The 19,428-nt window shown below is 42.1% G+C and carries 20 protein-coding genes; 13 read left to right on the forward strand and 7 right to left on the reverse strand.

Going from position 1 to position 19,428, the window contains the following annotated elements; genetic code table 11:
• Nucleotides 1–103: 103 nt before the first annotated feature.
• Nucleotides 104–1,744 (reverse strand): acetolactate synthase large subunit, encoded by a 1,641-nt coding sequence (locus tag ABM313_RS20130; protein ID WP_434684938.1) that lies wholly within the window; start codon nt 1,742–1,744, stop codon nt 104–106.
• A gap of 48 nt (nt 1,745–1,792) precedes the next feature.
• The gene (locus ABM313_RS20135; RefSeq protein WP_434684939.1) at nt 1,793–3,157 is read right to left on the reverse strand and encodes an NAD-dependent succinate-semialdehyde dehydrogenase; all 1,365 of its coding nucleotides are present in this window, start codon (nt 3,155–3,157) and stop codon (nt 1,793–1,795) included.
• Between ABM313_RS20135 and ABM313_RS20140 the strand changes: the two genes are divergently transcribed.
• The 5 genes from ABM313_RS20140 (at nt 3,156) to ABM313_RS20160 (ending at nt 6,833) form a co-directional block, all read left to right on the forward strand.
• On the forward strand, nt 3,156–3,287 hold the full coding sequence (locus ABM313_RS20140; protein WP_434684940.1) for a hypothetical protein: 132 nt from the start codon (nt 3,156–3,158) through the stop codon (nt 3,285–3,287). The genes ABM313_RS20135 and ABM313_RS20140 overlap by 2 nt on opposite strands.
• Nucleotides 3,288–3,406: 119 nt before the next feature.
• Nucleotides 3,407–4,003, forward strand: a complete 597-nt coding sequence (locus tag ABM313_RS20145) for a PIN domain-containing protein (RefSeq protein ID WP_434684941.1) — start codon at nt 3,407–3,409, stop codon at nt 4,001–4,003.
• 300 nt (nt 4,004–4,303) lie between these two features.
• The gene (locus tag ABM313_RS20150; RefSeq protein ID WP_434684943.1) at nt 4,304–4,786 is read left to right on the forward strand and encodes a heavy metal-responsive transcriptional regulator; all 483 of its coding nucleotides are present in this window, start codon (nt 4,304–4,306) and stop codon (nt 4,784–4,786) included.
• A gap of 85 nt (nt 4,787–4,871) precedes the next feature.
• Complete coding sequence (locus ABM313_RS20155; RefSeq protein WP_434684944.1) at nt 4,872–5,732, forward strand: acyl-CoA desaturase; 861 nt, start codon at nt 4,872–4,874, stop codon at nt 5,730–5,732.
• Nucleotides 5,733–6,011: 279 nt separating this feature from the next.
• On the forward strand, nt 6,012–6,833 hold the full coding sequence (locus ABM313_RS20160) for a hypothetical protein (protein ID WP_434684945.1): 822 nt from the start codon (nt 6,012–6,014) through the stop codon (nt 6,831–6,833).
• Between the two features lie 119 nt (nt 6,834–6,952).
• Here the strand turns inward: ABM313_RS20160 and ABM313_RS20165 are convergent, their stop codons facing one another.
• Nucleotides 6,953–7,750, reverse strand: coding sequence for a class I SAM-dependent methyltransferase (locus ABM313_RS20165; protein WP_434684946.1), 798 nt, complete (start codon nt 7,748–7,750; stop codon nt 6,953–6,955).
• Nucleotides 7,751–7,899: 149 nt separating this feature from the next.
• Between ABM313_RS20165 and ABM313_RS20170 the strand changes: the two genes are divergently transcribed.
• From ABM313_RS20170 to ABM313_RS20200, 7 genes are all read left to right on the forward strand, one after another.
• Entirely contained in the window at nt 7,900–8,472 is a 573-nt protein-coding gene (locus ABM313_RS20170) for a Uma2 family endonuclease (protein ID WP_434684947.1), read from the forward strand.
• 14 nt (nt 8,473–8,486) lie between these two features.
• Nucleotides 8,487–9,350, forward strand: coding sequence for an MBL fold metallo-hydrolase (locus tag ABM313_RS20175; protein WP_434684948.1), 864 nt, complete (start codon nt 8,487–8,489; stop codon nt 9,348–9,350).
• Nucleotides 9,351–9,543: 193 nt separating this feature from the next.
• Entirely contained in the window at nt 9,544–10,476 is a 933-nt protein-coding gene (locus tag ABM313_RS20180; protein ID WP_434684949.1) for a restriction endonuclease, read from the forward strand.
• Between the two features lie 372 nt (nt 10,477–10,848).
• The gene (locus ABM313_RS20185) at nt 10,849–11,397 is read left to right on the forward strand and encodes a DUF6036 family nucleotidyltransferase (protein WP_434684950.1); all 549 of its coding nucleotides are present in this window, start codon (nt 10,849–10,851) and stop codon (nt 11,395–11,397) included.
• Nucleotides 11,397–11,693, forward strand: a complete 297-nt coding sequence (locus ABM313_RS20190) for a hypothetical protein (RefSeq protein WP_434684951.1) — start codon at nt 11,397–11,399, stop codon at nt 11,691–11,693. The genes ABM313_RS20185 and ABM313_RS20190 overlap by 1 nt, the downstream gene beginning before the upstream one ends.
• 223 nt (nt 11,694–11,916) lie before the next feature.
• Nucleotides 11,917–12,798: a hypothetical protein gene (locus ABM313_RS20195; protein ID WP_434684952.1), complete on the forward strand. Its 882-nt coding sequence runs from the start codon at nt 11,917–11,919 to the stop codon at nt 12,796–12,798.
• 9 nt (nt 12,799–12,807) lie between these two features.
• On the forward strand, nt 12,808–13,560 hold the full coding sequence (locus tag ABM313_RS20200) for a hypothetical protein (RefSeq protein WP_434684953.1): 753 nt from the start codon (nt 12,808–12,810) through the stop codon (nt 13,558–13,560).
• Nucleotides 13,561–13,911: 351 nt separating this feature from the next.
• Here the strand turns inward: ABM313_RS20200 and ABM313_RS20205 are convergent, their stop codons facing one another.
• The 4 genes from ABM313_RS20205 to clpS all read right to left on the reverse strand — a co-directional run bounded on the left by ABM313_RS20205 (nt 13,912) and on the right by clpS (nt 18,199).
• Nucleotides 13,912–15,318 (reverse strand): alkaline phosphatase family protein, encoded by a 1,407-nt coding sequence (locus ABM313_RS20205; protein WP_434684954.1) that lies wholly within the window; start codon nt 15,316–15,318, stop codon nt 13,912–13,914.
• A 200-nt stretch (nt 15,319–15,518) separates the two neighbouring features.
• Complete coding sequence (locus ABM313_RS20210; RefSeq protein WP_434684955.1) at nt 15,519–15,881, reverse strand: hypothetical protein; 363 nt, start codon at nt 15,879–15,881, stop codon at nt 15,519–15,521.
• A gap of 64 nt (nt 15,882–15,945) precedes the next feature.
• On the reverse strand, nt 15,946–17,820 hold the full coding sequence (locus ABM313_RS20215; protein ID WP_434684956.1) for an eCIS core domain-containing protein: 1,875 nt from the start codon (nt 17,818–17,820) through the stop codon (nt 15,946–15,948).
• Between the two features lie 70 nt (nt 17,821–17,890).
• Nucleotides 17,891–18,199 carry an ATP-dependent Clp protease adapter ClpS gene (gene clpS, locus ABM313_RS20220; RefSeq protein WP_434684957.1) on the reverse strand — a complete coding sequence of 103 codons (309 nt, stop codon included), beginning with the start codon at nt 18,197–18,199 and terminating at the stop codon, nt 17,891–17,893.
• Between the two features lie 192 nt (nt 18,200–18,391).
• Between clpS and ABM313_RS20225 the strand changes: the two genes are divergently transcribed.
• Nucleotides 18,392–19,396 carry an LdpA C-terminal domain-containing domain gene (locus ABM313_RS20225; RefSeq protein WP_434684958.1) on the forward strand — a complete coding sequence of 335 codons (1,005 nt, stop codon included), beginning with the start codon at nt 18,392–18,394 and terminating at the stop codon, nt 19,394–19,396.
• Nucleotides 19,397–19,428: the final 32 nt, after the last annotated feature.

Consider the following 19,428-nt stretch of genomic DNA (forward strand, 5'->3'; position numbering starts at 1 on the left):
TTATTTGAATTATCCATAATTTCGAGGGTTGGGCAATTTAATAAGGAACCGATTTTTGATGGTGCAGCTTTGCCGCACCATCAAAAATCTTACGGAGAAGTCCTTACATCGGACAAGATAACTCACCAACTTTGCGAGAAAAGAGCATATTTTCGCGGTAGTCAACGGGGCAATCGATAACGGCAGGTACATTTTGGGCGAGAGCTTCCTTAAGTGTCGGTATTAAATCCATTGCTGAAGTGACGCGATAGCCGATCAGACCCATACTCTCGGCAAGTTTCACAAAGTCAGGATTACCAAATTTGATAAAGGCTGAGCGACCATAATGGATTTGTTGCTTCCATTCGATCAGTCCATAGCCACCATCATTAAAAATGATCGTGACAAAGGGCGTACCGATGCGAGTTGCGGTTTCTAATTCTTGCATATTCATCATAAAGCCACCGTCACCTGTTACGGCGACAATCTTGCGATCTGGATTGACCAGTTTTGCAGCGATCGCCCCTGGAATTGCAATCCCCATTGCCGCAAAACCATTGGAAATAATACAAGTATTAGGGCGATCGCAATGGTAATGTCTTGCCATCCACATTTTATGCGCTCCTACATCGGAAATCACGATATCCTCAGCAGCCATGACTTGACGCAGATCGTAGATAATTTTTTGCGGCTTAATCGGAAACCCCTCATCATGGGCATATTGCTCATAGGTCGCGAGAATTTGTGGACGTAAGGCGATCGCGTGAGGATCAGTCATTCCCGTGCGATCGCAACGGTGCATAATCTCCATTAATGAATCAGAAATATCACCCACAATTTCCACCTGTGGCATATAGCTGCTATCAACTTCCGCCGTTAACTCTGCAATGTGAATAATCGGAATAGTCCCTTTAGGGTTCCATTTCTTCGGTGAATATTCGATTAAGTCATAGCCAACGGCAATTACTAAATCCGTTTCATCAAAAGCGCAATTAATCACATCCCTCTGCTGTAGACCAATTGACCAAAGTGCTAGAGGATGACGGTAAGGAATGACACCCTTACCCATAAAGGTATTTGCCACAGGAATATTTAAGCGGGTCGCAAAATCGGTCAAAGCTTGACTAGCTTGGGAACGAATTGCACCATTGCCGACCAGAATCAAAGGATTTTTGGCTTGTGCGATCAGTAGAGCGGCTTCCGACAAGCTGCGATAGGATGCATACATTGAATTGCGATCGCCTTTAATCAATAAGGGTTGCCCTGTGACTTCCATATCGGCAATATTTTCAGGTAAGTCAATATGCACTGCCCCCGGCTTTTCAGATTCAGCCAGTTTAAAGGCTTTCCGCACAATTTCAGGGATGATACTAGGACGCACGATTTGGGCATTCCACTTGGTTACAGGCTCGAACATGGCAACTAGATCGAGGTATTGATGGGAATTGGTATGCATCCGATCAGTTCCCACCTGCCCCGTAATGGCAATTAAGGGCGCACAGTCTAAGTTGGCATCGGCAACCCCCGTCATCAAATTTGTGGCTCCAGGACCTAGCGTTGATAGGCATACCCCTGGTTTACCTGTCAGTCTGCCATAGACATCTGCCATGAAAGCGGCTCCCTGCTCATGGCGAGTAGTAATGAATTTAATCGATGAATTCTCAAGGGCATTGAGAACTGCCATATTCTCTTCCCCCGGAAGACCGAAAATATACTCTACTCCTTCATTCTCTAAACATTTGACTAATAATTCTGCGGTTTTCATAATTGTATTTCATAAAATATTAGTAAGCACGCGCATACTAATATGGGTTTACTTTATCCAAATAGTTTTAATATTCACGAATTCGCGAATACCTTCGACACCTAACTCACGACCAAAGCCCGATCGCTTGATTCCCCCAAAAGGAACACGCGGATCGGATTTGACCATCCCATTTACAAAGACTGCACCCGCCTCGATTTGTTCGATCGCTAATTCGATTTCCTGTTGATCGTTACTCCAAAAGCTTGCCCCCAGTCCAAAATTAGTACTATTTGCTAGGGCGATCGCTTCAGTGAAATTCTTCACCCGAAACACGGAAGCAACGGGACCAAAAAATTCTTCTTGATAGGGCGGCGCACCCAAAGGAATATCCGCCAAAATTGTCGGCGCGTAGAAATTACCTTTCTCTTTCACGCGATAACCCCCAACTAAGACCTTTGCGCCTAGATCCGCACTGGCTTTCACCTGCAAATCTAGCTCATTTAAAATTTGAGGCGTAGCAAGCGGCCCCACGTCAGTTTCAGGCTGCATCGGATCGCCCACTTTCAAAGCTTTGAATTTCTCGACAAATTTAGCAATAAACTGATCAGCGATCGCCTCTTCGATAATAAATCGCTTCGCTGCAATACAGGTTTGTCCATTGTTCATCACTCGTGCTGTCACTGCGGTATTCACTGCTAAATCTAAATCCGCACTTTTAAGCACAATAAACGGATCACTGCCCCCAAGTTCCAAAACTACTTTTTTAAGATGATGCCCTGCGATCGCGGCAAGGCTTTGTCCCGCAGGTTCGCTTCCCGTCAATGTCGCCGCCTTTACCCTCGCATCGGCAACTAGTCCCGCTACGCGATCCGCCCCAATTAACAGGGATTGAAATGCACCTTCAGGTATACCTGCGGCATGGAAGACTTCCGCGATCGCTAAGGCACATTGCGGTACATTCGAGGCGTGTTTTAGTAATCCCACATTTCCTGCCATCAGTGCAGGCACAGCAAAGCGAAACACTTGCCAAAATGGGAAGTTCCAAGGCATTACTGCCAAAATGATTCCCAAAGGTTGATAGCGAATGATTGTGCGGCTAGCATCGGTTTGGGCAGGAGTATCCGCTAAAAACTGGGGTGCATGTTCGGCATAAAAGCGACAGAGATTAGCGCATTTTTCGATTTCGACGATCGCACTTTTGAGCGTTTTCCCCATTTCAAGGGTCATGATGATCCCCAGTTCAGTTTTCTTCGCTTCCAGAATGTCGGCGGCTTGGTGCATCCATTGGGCGCGATCGCGAAAACTCGTGTGTTTGTAGGTGGCAAAGGTGTGATCGGCGAGTGCTAGCTTATGTTCGAGTTGCTGATCTGTCAAAGGCTCAAAGGTCTTTAACAATTCTCCCGTTACAGGATTTATTGATGCGATCGCCATGATCTTTTCTCCATTCCTGAGCAGCTACATCAAGCTCAAACTCGCCATCGGTAAGCTCAAACTTGCTATATCTGTATGTATTAAGATCTTAATCCTTGCGATCGCTAAATATACCGATAATTCAACTTAATTTACGATTCATGGTGATGAAACAGCACTTTGCGTCGTTTTATCAACGCAATAGTGATCCTTTATCTGTTAAGCTAATATTCACTTTAAAGTCACAATTATTCTTCTATCTAATTTTCAATGAAAAATAATTACATCCTTGTAGACTATGAAAATGTCCAAAATATAGATCTAACTTGTCTCAAAGAGAAAACTTTCTTTATTAAAATATTTATTGGCACAAATCAAACAAAAGTTCCTATTGATTTAGTTTTAAAATCTCAAGAATTAGGTAATCAAGTTGAATGGATTCAAATTAATGGAAGTGGAAAAAATGCTCTTGATTTTCACATTACCTTTGTTCTAGGTAGATTAGTTCAAAAAGATCCAGATGCTTGTTTTCACATTATTTCTAAAGACACAGGCTTTGATCCATTAGTTATCTATTTAAAAAATCAAAAGATACTTTGTAGTCGTAAAGAAGAAATAGCCTTAATTACAAGTTTGCTATGGAACGAAAAAACTTCCCCAGAAGATACCTGTACAATAATTGTCCAAAAACTTGCATCAATTGATAAGAAAGGTAGACCTAAATCTGAATCTACATTAAAAAATTACATTAAGGCACAGTTAGGTTTAAAAGAAGTTACTCCTGTAATAGATGCAGTTTATCAAAACTTGATTAGCAGCAAAAAAATTTATTTCGATCAATCAAAAAAAATTGACTATAGTTTCTAAAATCCAGATCCCCGACTTTTTGTGTGACAAACAAAAATAATCTTTGCTAAGCAAGAAAAAGTCGGGGATCTTAGCATCTACGTTCTAAGTTATCTTCTCTTTGTCTAGATTATCATTTAGAAAACTTCATCAACAATGAAATTACTATAAGCAAAATATCGTCAGACTCTTATTTTTCCTTGGGATAATTTGTAAAGTTTTCCTAGAAAAACTTTACAATACAGAGATTTATATAAATCGCTTGACCTTATACCATAGTATAAGGTCTAAGCTTGTAACCGTTGGATGTAAAAAGCAAAGATGTCAATGCTGCAAGTTGGTGAAGTCGCCCGTAAATTAGGGCTAAATCCTCAGACGCTTTATTTCTATGAACGAATTGGCTTGATTCCTTCTCCTCATAGAACTGAGGCAGGATATCGCTTGTTTAGTCAAGAAGATGTAGATCGCTTAGCTTTTATTAGCCAAACTAAGGCGATGGGATTGAGTCTAGATGACATCAGAGAAATTTTGGCGGCTAAAGACGGAAAGTTCCCAGCTTGTCAGGCTGTACATGACTCTCTACTTAAAAAAGCCAGAATGATCGAAGAGACAATCCAACAACTGCAAATACTGCATGACGAACTTTTGCCACTGATTGATCACTGTAAACAACATATCGAATGCCAAGATTGTCCGAACTCACGGGAGTCTTGTGCTGATGCAGACGATCCGCGTCATGGTTTCCAACAATCTTGTAGTGCTTGGCAAGGACGTACTGAAATGTCTTCAGAAATCAAGCAATAAATAATCTCCATTATCTCCATAAGTGGTTTTGATTTTTACCTAGGCAAAATCAAAAGTCATGTATTAAAAATATTAGTTGTAAACTATGACCAGACTATTCTCAGATATTCTCTATCCATCTAGTGACAATAACTCTAACCCTTTAAAACTAAGTTGGCCGGCAATCATATTTTTTGCGGTGTTCCACTCTTTGGCTCTATTAGCTCCTTGGTTCTTCTCATGGTCAGCGTTGGGAGTGACTCTAATATTGCATTGGTTTTTAGGAAGCATTGGGATTTGTTTGGGATATCATCGTCTGCTTAGTCATCGGAGCTTTCAAGTCCCTAAATGGCTAGAATATGCGATCGCCCTAGTCGGAGCCGCCGCAGTTCAAGGAGGTCCCATCTTTTGGGTGGCAGGACATCGTTTACACCACGCGCATACTGAAGATGTAGAGAAAGATCCTTACTCGGCGCGTAAAGGATTTTGGTGGAGTCATATGTTGTGGCTGTTCTATCCTAAGGAAGAGTTCTTTAATCCCACGCTGTACCGCAAATATGCACCTGAAATGGCTCGCGACCCTTTCTATCTATGGCTAGATAAGTATTATCTATTATTACAAATTCCTCTAGGAGTTGCGTTATATCTCCTTGGTGGTTGGTCTTATATCATTTGGGGAATGTGTGTGCGCTCAGTTTTACTATGGCATAGTACTTGGTTTATCAACTCGGTTACGCATATGTGGGGATATCGCACGTTCGAGACTAATGATAATTCACGGAATCTCTGGTGGGCGGCGATAGTTACCTATGGCGAAGGTTGGCACAATAACCATCATGCTTATCCCCATGTCGCCAAAGCAGGCTGGCGCTGGTGGGAAGTTGATGTCACTTGGTGGGCTATTCAATTGTTAAGGAGTTTAGGTTTAGCTACAAAGGTAATCATGCCTCCTGCACTTAAAAACTGATGTTACGTGGAACTCAGATGATGAATCTCTTGTTGCTAGCACGACAGGGCAACCACGGGGGGATTGCCCCTACTCCAATAATTTGATTTTTGTAGGGACTGTGCCCCCGTGCCAGCCCTAGACTTAGATGATTGTAGGAATTCTATCCACGTAACATCAGTTAAAAATAAAGAAAGGTGAGATGCTTTGCATCTCGCCTTTCTTATAGGAATATACCAAAACAGAAAATGGCTACGCCATTTTCTGTTTTGGTATATTATCTTGCTAATAGGAGCGTTTTTGAGAGATTTTATGCTTAAGCTGGCGATCGCTTATTTAAAAGTATTTTTAAGAGCCTCACTAATTTTTTGCCTACTGGGCTGTCCCATTCTTCTAACCTTTGACAGTCCAGTTCAAGCTGGTAAGTTCATGGCTTCTCTAGTCTTTGATACTGAGAATGACCCAGTTGAGGTTGCAGCTATCTATGACACTTCCTATTCAACCCAGAAGGCTCTTGTGAAGTCCTTGAAAATTAGCAATAAGCTCATGAAAAAAGCTACGGGCTTTAAAGGATTTTCTCTGCTCCAAAGTCAAGATGGCAAACAAATAATTGCGCTCTCTCAATGGCAAGATCTACCTAGCTATCAGGCTTATGTCCCACCCTTAGCCGCCGACTCTAGTAATTCTAAAAGTTCAGAGGGCTTAGCCGCACCACCTCCACCTAGTCAAACCCTCGTATTTGAAGTTGTCAATGCTCAGACCGCGATCGCAGGGGCGACTCCAGCCCTTCGTGGTAAAGAAGCAGTTGTCCGACTGACTCAATTAGCTCCAAAAAATCCTGAAATGCGATCGCAGGTTCTGACTAGTATGGAAGAGATGGTTCCCTCCATTTTACAAAATCAGCCGATCCCGCAGTCAGTGATCTTGTTGAAGAGTTTAGATAGTGATGATTTGGTATTGATGACGAATTGGAATTGTAGTGCCATGTTTGAGGATGTCGGCAAACCTGAAGCGATCGCCTTAAGCAGTGATTTAACGGAACTAGTAGACAATAAACAGAATATTTACAATGTTACAACTATTATTCCTGCTGAAGTAAAAAAGGCTAAAGAAAGCAAATAAAACTAAGTAACTCACCATAATTAAAACCTAAAACCAGAAGCTGTCAGCTTCTGGTTTTAACTTATGCCTAGCTAGTAGGTTTCCAATGAGCTTTGTGAGCAAAGCTCATTGGAAAAGTTTCATTTAATCTTACAGAGATAGTAAAGCCACATATCAATGTTATCGCTTAACTCTTGCGGCGTTGCGAGTTCTAAGCCACTTTTCCAAGAATACATTGTGACCTTGCCAAAATCTGCTTTTAATTGATTGAGTTGCTCCTGTGGTCTAACGTAATACTGCTTTAATCGGAAGTTATGCGATTCATCTCGAATGATTTCATAGTTAGAAGATTTGAGCTGTTGCAGGGAAATGGAACGATTAAAGAAGCGCAGAATTCCCCACATGACCAAGTTAACATAGGTTGTTAGAAGATTGAATCTGATCTGTTTTTGCCAGTTAAATTCTCTTTCTAGTCCTTGTAAACTATGGCTTGAGAAAAAGAAATAGCCTCCCGACTTCCCAATTCGGCTGACCTCTTGCAATACCTGCAATCGATCTAAATGGGAAAGAGCATCAAGTCCATTAAAACTAAATAAAATAAAGTCGAAAGAATTATCTGCAAACTGACTCATATCTCTAGCATCGCTCACTGCAAACACTCTTGACTGAGAAGATGACGCAGAAAACGGTGGAAAATGTTTCTGGCAAGCTGTAATCATCTCTTGAGAATAATCAATCCCCACATATTCTTGAACAATTCCAGAGAAATGTTGGGTAGTGCGTCCTCCCCCCACACCAATATCTAGCATTTTCATACTTGCCCATTCATCGCGTAGGAGATCGAGAATGGTTTGTTCGGCAGGTTGTAGTTGGCATAACTGGCTATAGTGTTGAACAATCTCACGAGCTGTATAAACTTGATGATTATGCTCAAACATAAAGCACTATGTTTGAAGGAGAAGTCTGGAAGGTTATTTGCATTTAAAAGCCAAAAATAGTCAGGCTCATCAACATAACATTTTGAGGGCAACAACTATCGATGTGATCGGTGATAATTAATCTAAGCAAAACCATTGGAGACATAACAATGACTGTTGCAACTACACCAAAAATGACATTTGCAGATTTCCTCGAACATAACGACGGGACTGATGCTTTATATGAGTTAGAAAATGGAGAACTAATTCCTGTGTCTTCAGAAAGTGACATCAATCAAATAATTGCCGTATTCTTATTAATCTATTTTTCTCAAATAGGTATTCCCGCGAATCGCCTCAGAATGAAGGCAGAAATAGCGGTGCATAGTCAACAAGTAAATGTACGAGTCCCTGATTTGATGGTTTATTCTGAAGAATTAGCGATCGCTATGCAAGGAGCAACTAGATCGCTAATATTGCTAGATATGCCACCGCCATTGTTAGTAGTTGAGGTGGTCAGCCCCAATCAAGCTAGTCGAGATTATCGCTACAAGCGCACAGAGTATGCAGCGAGAGGTATTGCTGAATATTGGATTGTCGATGCGATCGCTCAAAAGGTAACGGTATTAGAATGGGTGGAAGGATTTTATGAAGAGAGAGTTTATGAAGGTGAGCAGGCGATCGCTTCGCCGATATTTCCCGAACTTCAATTAACGGCAGCACAAGTTTTGCAAAAGTATTAGGAGCATGGAGTGTGATGGCAAAAATTGAACGGCGACTTCCTCATAATGTCAGTGGCGATTTTTATGTTGATAGTACTTGCATTGATTGCGATACCTGTCGATGGATGGCTCCAGAAATATTCCATCAAGTCGCTGAGCAGTCTGCTGTTTATCATCAACCCACTAATGCCAGCGAACGTCTCAAAGCTTTACAAGCCGTTCTATCCTGTCCTACTGCTTCTATTGCTACGGTCGAGAAGCCAACTGACATTCAGGTGGCGCAGCAAAGTTTCCCAATTCTCATTGACCAAAATGTTTTCCATTGTGGTTACCATGCGGAGTCTTCCTATGGTGCGGCTAGTTATCTAATTCAGCATCCTGAAGGCAATATTCTAGTTGATTCGCCACGTTTTGCGGCTCCACTAGTAAAACAGATAGAAGCGATGGGAGGGATTCGTTATTTGTATCTGACCCATCGTGATGATGTTGCTGATCATCAGAAGTTCCATGACCATTTTGGTTGCGATCGCATTTTGCATCAAGATGATATTACGGCAAGTACGCGCAGTGTTGAGATGCAACTAACGGGAACAGAGCCGATCGCGATCGCTGATGATCTACTAATCATTCCTGTGGCTGGACATACTAAGGGGCATACGGTTTTGCTATATGGACAGAAGTTTCTGTTTTCGGGCGATCATCTTGCATGGTCTGAGCGACTCCAGCGTTTAATCGCATTTCGGAATGCCTGTTGGTATTCATGGGATGAATTAGGGCGATCGATGGAAAGGTTAGCAACCTATCAGTTTGAATGGGTTTTACCTGGGCATGGTCGCCGCTATCACAGCGATCGCAAAACTATGGCGCAAGCAATGCAGGAATGTTTGGCTTCGTTTTGAGTTTAATGCGGATTGTGTAGTGCGATCGGGCTAGAAGTTTTTTCAGCTTTTGCTATGTCGGGTTAGCTTGCATTTTTCTGGATAACTCATCTATATGAAGTATTATCCAGAAAAACTCCGTGCCTAAGAATCAGTCATTTTAGAGTTGCCTACAGCATAATAAAGTATTAGTACGACTAGCAAAATTTCAAAAATGCTAAGAAAGGACGGAAAAAAACTTGAGGAGCTTGTTGCTGAAATTGAGAAAATTGTGGCAAGCTCTGGGAAAACCGTAGAAGTCAATAAACGTTTTTACGATGATCAAGGTGTTCAAGTAGCTGAATTTGATATATTTATCACTTTTTCATCAGATCTAGGTGATCACAAGTGGCTGATTGAATGCCGTGATCGTCCTTCTCAAGGTGCTGTCTCTGGAAGCTGGATAGAACAACTCATTGGGCGGAAATTTTTGCACCAATTAGATCGTGTCATTGCTGTCTCAACAACAGATTTTTCTCCTGGGGCAAAACTCTGGGCAGAGGAGGGAAATATCGAATTAAGAACGGTCAACCAAGTAGAAACGCCAGAAAGCTGGCTATGTAATGCTGTAACTTTCCTGAATAGAACAGGTATTTTTAATAATTGCAAAGTGAACTTACTCAATAGAGGATTCGAGCAGCACTATATTGACAATATTGTAGAAAATATGCCGTCTAATCCAGACGAGATACTCATATCTTTTGAGAAAATAGATGCTCGTCTACTTCCAAGAGAGTTGTTTCAAAACCTTTGCTTTGATGATAAAAATGCGATTTATAAAAATATAGCTCCTGGAACATCTAAATCGATTCATATCACTTGTCCTCCTGACCTCGAAATAACTGGACTGATGTTCATAGAATTTGACAATTTTAAAGTCCCTTTGGAAAACATAGAGTTTTCTGGCGAGGCAAGAATTGAGATGAATACAGTTCCCTTTGACAAGATAGAAATTTATAAGCACAGCAAGGAAGAGGGGTTTATCGGTCAGAGAATGACTTGTTTGTTTGAAACTGATCAAGAAAAAATGAAGTTTCAATTTTATGATGTTCAAGTAGAGGATGGTCGCCAAATTGCAATAAAAACGGATAAGGAATCAAAAAACTAAAGTTGGTTTGCTAGCAGTCTCCAGTAGTAGCTGCCACAGGCTAGCAACCCTGCTGGAGCGGACTGCCGAGATATGTTGCAGAGGTCACTTGCATCCGCTCAGCAGGAATGTTATATCGAAGCGATACGCCCGTTAAAGTTATCTATTTTCATCTGAGAATAGGCAAGTGCAAATGGTTGGCTTCGTTGTTGAGTTTCGAGAAGTTATCGGCGATTCGTCTCAAGATGCGTCCCATCGCAAAGACAAATAATTATTAAGCGATCGCGCTTAAATACACTGGTAGCGATCGCCTTCAATTTTTGGATATGCGATCGCCCCTGAGCCAGCACAATCTGCTAAATTAGAGATGCTAAATTGTACTGATGTCAAATTATGCGCTCAAATGTCGATCCTCAAAAGATCGAACAACTTATGAAAGCATTAGGTAGAGAAGCCCGTGGTTCTGGCTGCATCTACTTTACTGGTGGCGCTAGTGCCTTACTCATTGGTTGGCGTAGTTCTACAGTGGATATTGATATTCGTCTAGATCCTGAACCTCTAGGAATTTTTCAAGCGATCGCCAAGCTCAAACAAGAATTAGACATCAATATTGAACTAGCCTCTCCACAGGACTTCTTACCACCACTTCCAGGATGGCGTGATAGAAGTGTTTTTATTGGAAGATACGGTGAAATCTCATTTTATCATTATGACTTCACAGCCCAAGCACTTTCTAAAATATCTAGAGGATATAACCGCGACATTGATGATGTTCTAGCCATGTATGAACAGAAGTTATTTTCTTTAGATAAACTACGTGATTGTTTTGAAGCGATCTCACCTGAGTTAATCCGATTTCCTTCTCTTAATCCCGATCTCCTGAGAAATAGAATTGAAAAATTCATTGAGCATTGTGAAAGGACATCAGAGAGAGAGAAATAATGGAGCTAAATGAATTACCAGGATCGGATTTAATCTTACTTGGACTGGAAGATCTTTATCAAGGCAAAAATAATACCATCGGGTCACTATTAATTGCGATCGCATCCATACGCTTAACGTCAGCAGGCTTAGACATTCCAAAACAGCCTCTAGCATCAGAGCCAGAACTAGCTTTGTATGCCCATCTTCAGAAAGAACGTGATGATGCTTATTCATACTACAATGCCTTATTAAATAGCCTCAACAGCTTTTGTGCAGCACTTGAATCCAGAGAAGTGATTGGCGATCGCTTTTAGGATGCGTCTCGACCAAAAGACAAATAATCATTAAGCGATCAGGGCGTAACACTTCATTGGAGCGGACAATAGTAGAGATTTTAGTGTTTAATTGATAGACGAACTAGAGTGGCTAAGTTAAGCTGACTGACTGATCTTAGTACGCTCGTCAAATCTATATTAATCTTCATGCTTTATAGTATTCTACAGAATGCATAGCTAGAGTAGTGCAGTAAGAAATTTTATGTCTAGACAAAAAATTGCTAGGGTAGCGATAGGTTTCTGTTTAGCAATCTGTCTAGAGCCAATAATTGTAGCTCAGGTAACAGTCAGGGCTGATACACTTGACCTTTTAGCTCAGGTTTCATCCCAAGACCTCACTACAGAGGAAACTCCAGACCCAGAGGAAACTCCAGACCCAGAGCCAACTCCAACTCTAAATCCAACTCCAGAGCCAACTCCAACTCCAGAGCCAACTCCAACTCCAGAGCCAACTCCAACTCCAGAGCCAACTCCAACTCCAGAGCCAACTCCAACTCCAGAGCCAACTCCAACTCCAGAGCCAACTCCAACTCCAGAGCCAACTCCAACTCCAGAACCAACTCCAACTCCAGAACCAACTCCAACTCCAACTCCAACTCCAACTCTAAATCCAGCTCCAACGCAGACTCCAACTCCAACTCCAACGCTAAATCCAACTCCAACGCTAAATCCAACTCCAACGCTAAATCCAACTCCAACGCAGACTCCAGAAGCAACATCTCCACAAACATCGCCTTGGTGGATATTAGTAGCAGTAGGGGTAGTAGGTATCGGTGGCGTGTTAGTTTATCGAGGGCTGCGCCCCAAGAGGCTGCCCCCCAAGGTGAATGTGTACTTGAAAACTACACCCTACATGCGAATTAGTGAGCAAGCGGTGATTCTAGACCAACCTTTGGATACATCCATTTCAGAAAGTCACATCCGACTCCAACCCTTTAAACCCGAAGCGAAACAGTTGGTGACTAACTCAGTACCGCTTTTTAGCTCTATGCCCAACGTTAGTATTCAACTTACGACTAAACTTGCCGTAAGTGAACTAATGGTTTTGAGTGAGACAGATTCTAAACAAAACGCTACCCAATAAGTACTTACCATGGATACTACACAACATCCCACTACCGAGACATCTACTATGCAGTCCATTGCTGACCATGACCAATCATCTGCTCGTCCAACGCTTGCAGAATTTTTTCGATCTTCCCTATCAACCGTGACCAACAATGAAACATTTAAACAGGTCAAAACTAGTCTTCAACAAGAGGCTAAAACGGTCAAAGTCCTCCCTGACACCTTTAACAACGAGTTTTACGAAACGGTCTTTCTATTCGTCTTAAAAAAGCTAGATGAACTCATTGCGATCGATATTCCCAAAGATATCTTGGCGGAAGCGTGGAGTAAATACAAGGCTCTGCAAGAATACCTAGATGCGGAAAAATACTCACCAGAAAAGCTTTTCAAGGTTGTGTTAATGTTAGAGCAAACCATCAAAGCAGAGTATGAACCTTCGTTTAAGCCTGTCGTAGACGTTTTTGGTAAAACAATTGAACTAGAAGAGTTCAAGTTTCCGATTAATTTGGAAATTGTTGTCAAGGCAGGTGAAATTGGTATTCAAAGTGGAAAAATTGTCAACTTGTCAGTTGGGTCTTGCTCTATCACAGGTAACATCAACTGTAAATATGGCGAAGGAATCGAAGGGCTACTGGTGCAGAAAGAAGAACCGCTAGAACTCAACCAAGTCTATTCTTTTAAAGAAGGTATACCCATCAAAACTCTGGAAGAGATCACTAAATCCATGCAGTTCTGGAAGCAGAAAACTGAGAGCGAGTCAGGCGAATCTAGATCATAGTACCTCTAGCATCAGAACCAGAACTAGCATTTGTATACTCATCTTCAGAACGAACGCGATGATGAAGTTATTGGTGATCGCAAAGATAAATAATAATTAAGCGATCGCGCTTAAATGAACTGGAGGCGATCACCTTCAATTTTTGGACAAGAGATCGCATAGATAAATAATACCAATTCCCGAAAGTGTGGCTACACTTTCGGGAATTAAAAACCAAACTCAGTAAGGGTTTTAAAATCACAAAATGGCTACGCCATTTTGTGATTTGGTATAAGCACTTTTTCTGTAATGCTCATCTTTAACGTGCCAACTAGCAATAAAAGCACTGAGAGAATAGGTATTGTGAGCAATTTAAAATCGATAGGCTAAGAACGGAATCAGCATTTCAGCACGGGTCACACCGCCATGAATACCTAAGAGTGTGGTTTGACAATCCTCTGGTTTCGTCTCTCCCACATGCTGAAAACAAGACCAGCCATTTTTGGGAATTAAAATCAAATCTCCTATGCGATCGCCAATTTCCTCAGTAGGTGGCTGTTCGGGTAATCCAAATAATCCAAGATGGATTGCTTTATCTTTGGGAATTGCTAAAAACCGATCTCTCAAATGAGTCTGAATATAGGCGATCGCTGATTCTTCTTGACCCGATCTAACGTGCAAAAATCGAGCTTGCGACTCACCCGTAGCGGGAGCGCATAGGCATTTCGTTAACTCAGGATGGTGATTCAACCACAGCACTTTATCTGGAGCGATCGTCCGTTGTCCGTGATCGGCGACCAGTAATAACACAATGTCTGATCGCCCTCGCAATGGCTCGAACAACTCCCGCTTCAACGCAAAATCTAGCGTTGCAACCTCTGCTCGGTAACAATCACTGAGAGGACCATACCGATGGGCTGCACTGTCTAAATTCGGAATATAGAGGTGTGTAAAACTCTTAGTTTTCTCTTGAAGGCTTTTCTCTTGAAGACTGAGCAGACGATCTCGAAGCTGAACAAATCCATCGCTTGCTGTCAGATAATCAACATACCCTTGTTTACCCGCTTGCGCTCCGCCTGTGGTGAATCTGCTGACGCTAGTTCCTCGAAAGTTGCGCCAGTTGACAATCCCCACATCGACCCCAGCATCCTCCAAGGTCAAGTATAAATTTGGGACGGGGACAAACGTCTCTGGATTGAGTTGTGAATCTGGATAGATAGCCGAATTAGGAGATAAACCTGGTGTCCACCGTAGAAAATTGACAATGCTTCCCACTTCTTGGACATAAGCTTTTGTCCCCATAATGCCATGTTGAGCAGGAGCGTGGGCAGTGGCGGCGCTGGTGAGAGCAGTGGCAGTGGTGCTTGGAAAGACCGAAGTCGCAGGAATGAAAAAAGCTTGGGGACTCCTGCAGGCGATCGCTAGTCCAGGAGCATCACCGTCTGCCATTACAGTTTGGAGTTGATCATAACCAAAGGCATCCATGATCAATAGAACTACATGGTTGATTTCATCCTGCTTTTGCCAAGATTCCCATGCCTCGGTCACGGCTGGATTCTCTAACAGCAATGGATTGAATGGAGGCAACGCAGTGATAGAATCTGGCATCTTATCGATCCCCAGCCAATGCATCGCTAAGGCGGGCACATTCGCCAGTCCCAAGCCATCATAGCTAGGACGGACTGTCTCTGCTTCCAACAATTCAGGTGGCAGCGATTGTCTTTCGAGCAAAGCGGCTTCAGCAAGAGCGGTCACATTGGGAAATGAAGAATTTGCCATGGATATTTTTGAATGGATTCACCATACTGACCATTGTAGCGCGATCGTCTCCTCCCCTAATCTTTACGCCACTGGCTAAAAAGTAAGTAGATGAGCATATTAAAACCTAAAACCAGAGATTGTTCCGCCCGCGTAGCGGGCGGAACAATCTTTTCGGTTTTTAATTTATTTATGCCTAGCTACTTAGTAACGTAAAATTCTTAAAATCCCCTAGCTTTCAATTCATCACCAATTTTACGATTATACTCTAAAAATTCTTTTTCTGCTCTTTCCTTGTCGCCTTCAATATTTGGATCAAAGGTATAACTTTCACGATAGGTATCCAAATAACTATATTTCCCATCGCTATCAATCCTGACATGGGTTATACCCGCTTCAGGATGACTTGCCAAAAAATCAAGACAAACCTGATGATGATCATCTTCATTTAATACATAGGTGATTTGCCATCCCGTTCTCCCTTGATTAATGTTTCCCTTGGGAGGAATAGGATTAGGTAACTCTATATTTCCGAATGGTGCAAAATATTCTTTGAAAGTATTGCTAATAATATCTAAAGTCATGGCTAGTAATGATTATGGGTTACGTGTATTCATAGAAATGGGAAGCTCGAAAAGCGATTAAAACCTAAGCCACTTGAGTCACCACAACCTCCTTATAACCATCAGCAGAGTCCTCAATGGTATCAATCTTAAACTGGGCATTAGGTAAAAGCAAAACCTCAGATTCGCCCGCACCAGAAATCTTATTAATATCCTTGCCAAACTTAACATTCATTTTTAATAAAATCCCCACTCTTCCCTGCGCCCTAGAGTTAGCTTCTGCAAATCCCTTCGCAGTAAGTATATCCCTTGATGTACTTGAAAAGCTGGGGAAATTAATAGTTTGCCCCACCTTGTCTTCATATTGCGCCCTAAATTCTGCCTCCGACAATCCCAATCCTCTAAAACATTGCTTCACGATATTTGGTAATTTCTTTAAACCTGAGACAGCCACATCTGCGTGCATATGCGCTTCTTCCTTAAAGCGTGCCTGCTCATCATTACTAAATTGATCAAATGTATTTTTATCCCTAAACTTCTCAGGCATTTCATTAGTATCATAATCACGATGCATGTCTAAATACTTAGAAAGTTGACTATTGAGCCAAGCATCATTGTCGGCAATGATCGGGTTTATATAAATATACTCATTACCTGCATACATCCGAATCGCTCTCATCTCCCCTTCTAGTAGTCCGTATTTTTTCGCAAGATCAGCGGCTGGATGCTGGGATTGATCGTCCGTAGCTCTGTAATCTTTTGAGCCTGGCGTTAGAAACTGAAACTTATTGTCCTTAAGATCCTGATTATAGTTTTCGGCTCTCGCTATTGATGCCTGTTCAGCGATTACCGACTGTAGCAACTCGTCAATAAGAGCCGTTTTCTGCCGACCTTTCTTTGTTTTTGTATATTTGTGCTGTGCTAACCAAAGCTCTGACTGTGACTTCAAAAAAGCAAGCATATTTGCTTCAACTTTGGGATCATTGATTTTTGAATATTCCTTTAAAACCAACTTAATTCTTTGCAAAGTACTCAAGCCATCTGCTGTAAAAGTTGAAGCAATTTTGGCTTTTGTGGATACCATACCTGATAGTTTTTCAGGCTTAAAGTCAATTTTCCTTTGGATTGATTGATTACTATCTTGCTGAACAACATGAGTGAGTTCGTGAGCAATCAACTCTTGACCTGCTTTGCTCTTGGGATTGTAAGCCCCTTGGCTGAAGAAAACATCTTGACCAGTAGTAAAAGCCTTTGCTTGAATTGATTGATTTAATTGATCTGACTGAGCATCAGTATGAATCTTCACCCTACTAAAATCAGAGCCCATCACCTGACCCATTTTTGTTTGCAGGTTAGGATCTAAGGGCTGTCCACTTCCCTTTGCCCGTTGAATAGAGGATTCAAGATCTTGAGAAGCATCTCCAATAGCAATGTTTTCACGTCTTTGGACGAGAGACTTCATTTGCAAATCTTCTTTCTCTTCCTCTATAGACTCTTGCCTTTGGATTGAAGAGATTTCAGGCTTCATCTGAAGTTGATCTTCATCTTCTATCAATTCTTGTCTTTGGACAGATTTTTCCTGTGATGGTGTATTAATTTGTTTAACAACTTTTATGGCTGTGGCATCTGCCTCTTTTTCATATTTATCGTTTGGCGCTCCAATGTTGAGCTTAGCTTGGATCGCTGTACCCATTCTCTGAGCACGAACTGCCGCAAGTCTTGTATAAGGCTTGCTTTGAATTGGTTTAGTAGATGGTTCTGAATTTGATGAGGAAATTAATTTGTCTAATAGGTTTTCTGATGAATTCCTTTTAGTATAGGTAGGACTAGAAATGCCTGTATTGTCGTCTTGAGACGTGTCTAGATGATGAGGCGCGAACGGTCGAGTTTGCAAGTTTAGAGTCGTAGGATTAGTGGATACTGCATGTGATTTCAAATTTTTTTTATAGATGAATTTCATGGTTCATAACCTCTAAATCTAAATGAATGGATTTGTAGAGTTCATAGTGGTACTTCTTCCATTAAAACTTTTACTCAGCTTCCAGAGGAGCCATCGTTAAGCCAGATTGTTTCAGTTGAGCGTGATAAAGCTCAGCTTGCTCCATTGGTCCTACCCAAACGATCGCTAAGCCCTCAAAATGCACTTGATTGGTCAACTCCCAAGCCATTTCCTCAGTCATGTTTGGAATATATTTCATCAGGCATTCAGAAACATGCTCAAAGGTATTGAAATCATCGTTCAACACAATGACCTTATATTTCGGGTAAGGCTTGCGTACTACCTCTTTGACGGTATCTTTGACTTTTTCAGGGGTTTGAACAGCAGCAAAAATAGCCATAATCTCAACTCACGCTTTATGTATTGCATTATCGCAAAAAGCGTTCATAGTTGTGCATATAGAACGCAACCCAGAAGATGTTCATCTTCTGGGTTGCGAAAAGCAAAGCCCGATCGCGGTTACAATCGAAAATATCCCCAACTACGAGGTTTTTCAGCGTGCTAATGACCTTGAGTAAATAGCACTGAAACTATGGAACTTGAAGCTCTCCGATCGCACCAGTGGTTTAAGCTCATTTGTGGTGCAAGTTATCAACATTTACCCTCAATTCGTCATCTGGCGCTAATTTATACATTGGCTGGCGCTGATTGCATTGATATGGCTCCCGATCCTGCCACGATCGCCGCCGCAAGGGAAGGCATCGCCGCCGCACTAGAGTTAGACCCAAAGGCGATCGCCCCTTTAGTGATGGTCAGCTTTAATGATGGCGAAGACCCCCATTTTCGGAAAGCTTTTTTTGATCCTGAGCTTTGTCCAAGTGATTGCAGCCGACCTTGCGAAAAAGTATGCCCCACCACTGCAATAAAGTTTAGTAATGATTACAATGGGATCATGCCAAATCTTTGTTATGGGTGCGGTCGTTGCTTGCCGCTATGTCCAGTGCAGATTATTCATACCCGCGAACAGGTTTATGTCCCTGAAGATATTTTTGATGAAGTACTTAACCAGTCAGTTAATGCGATCGAAATTCATACTCAGCCCAATCGCACTAAAGAATTTGCCGCATTTTGGCAGCGCTTGAGTCCGATTATCCCTAAGCTCAAGTTAGTAGCTGTAAGCTTCCCAGATTGCGAAGATTTGCGGAATTATCTGATGTCTTTACTCGAAGGGATGAATCCCCAACCGCGATCGCTGATCTGGCAAACCGATGGCAGACCGATGAGCGGTGATATTGGTGATGGTGCAACTCGTGCAGCACTGCAACTAGGGCAGAAGGTTCTGGACTTTAAATTACCCCTCGGCTTTGTGCAACTGGCTGGTGGTACAAATGCAAGTACTGTCCCCAAACTGCGCCAAGCAAACATCCCCGCGGCTGGTGTTGCCTATGGCAGCTATGCTCGTAAAATCGTGATTGATTTTCTGGAAGGTCTGGGAGAAGACATCCCCGATCGCCTTGAAGATCGTCCTTGTTTACTCTGGCAAGCTGTCGCGATCGCCCGTCAATTAGTTTCGCAAATCAAAACGCCTTCACCCTAAATCCCTCTCCCAGAGAGAGACTTTTTGGAAGT

The organism is Pseudanabaena minima str. Chao 2107 (assembly GCF_051131155.1).
Classification (GTDB): domain Bacteria; phylum Cyanobacteriota; class Cyanobacteriia; order Pseudanabaenales; family Pseudanabaenaceae; genus Pseudanabaena; species Pseudanabaena minima.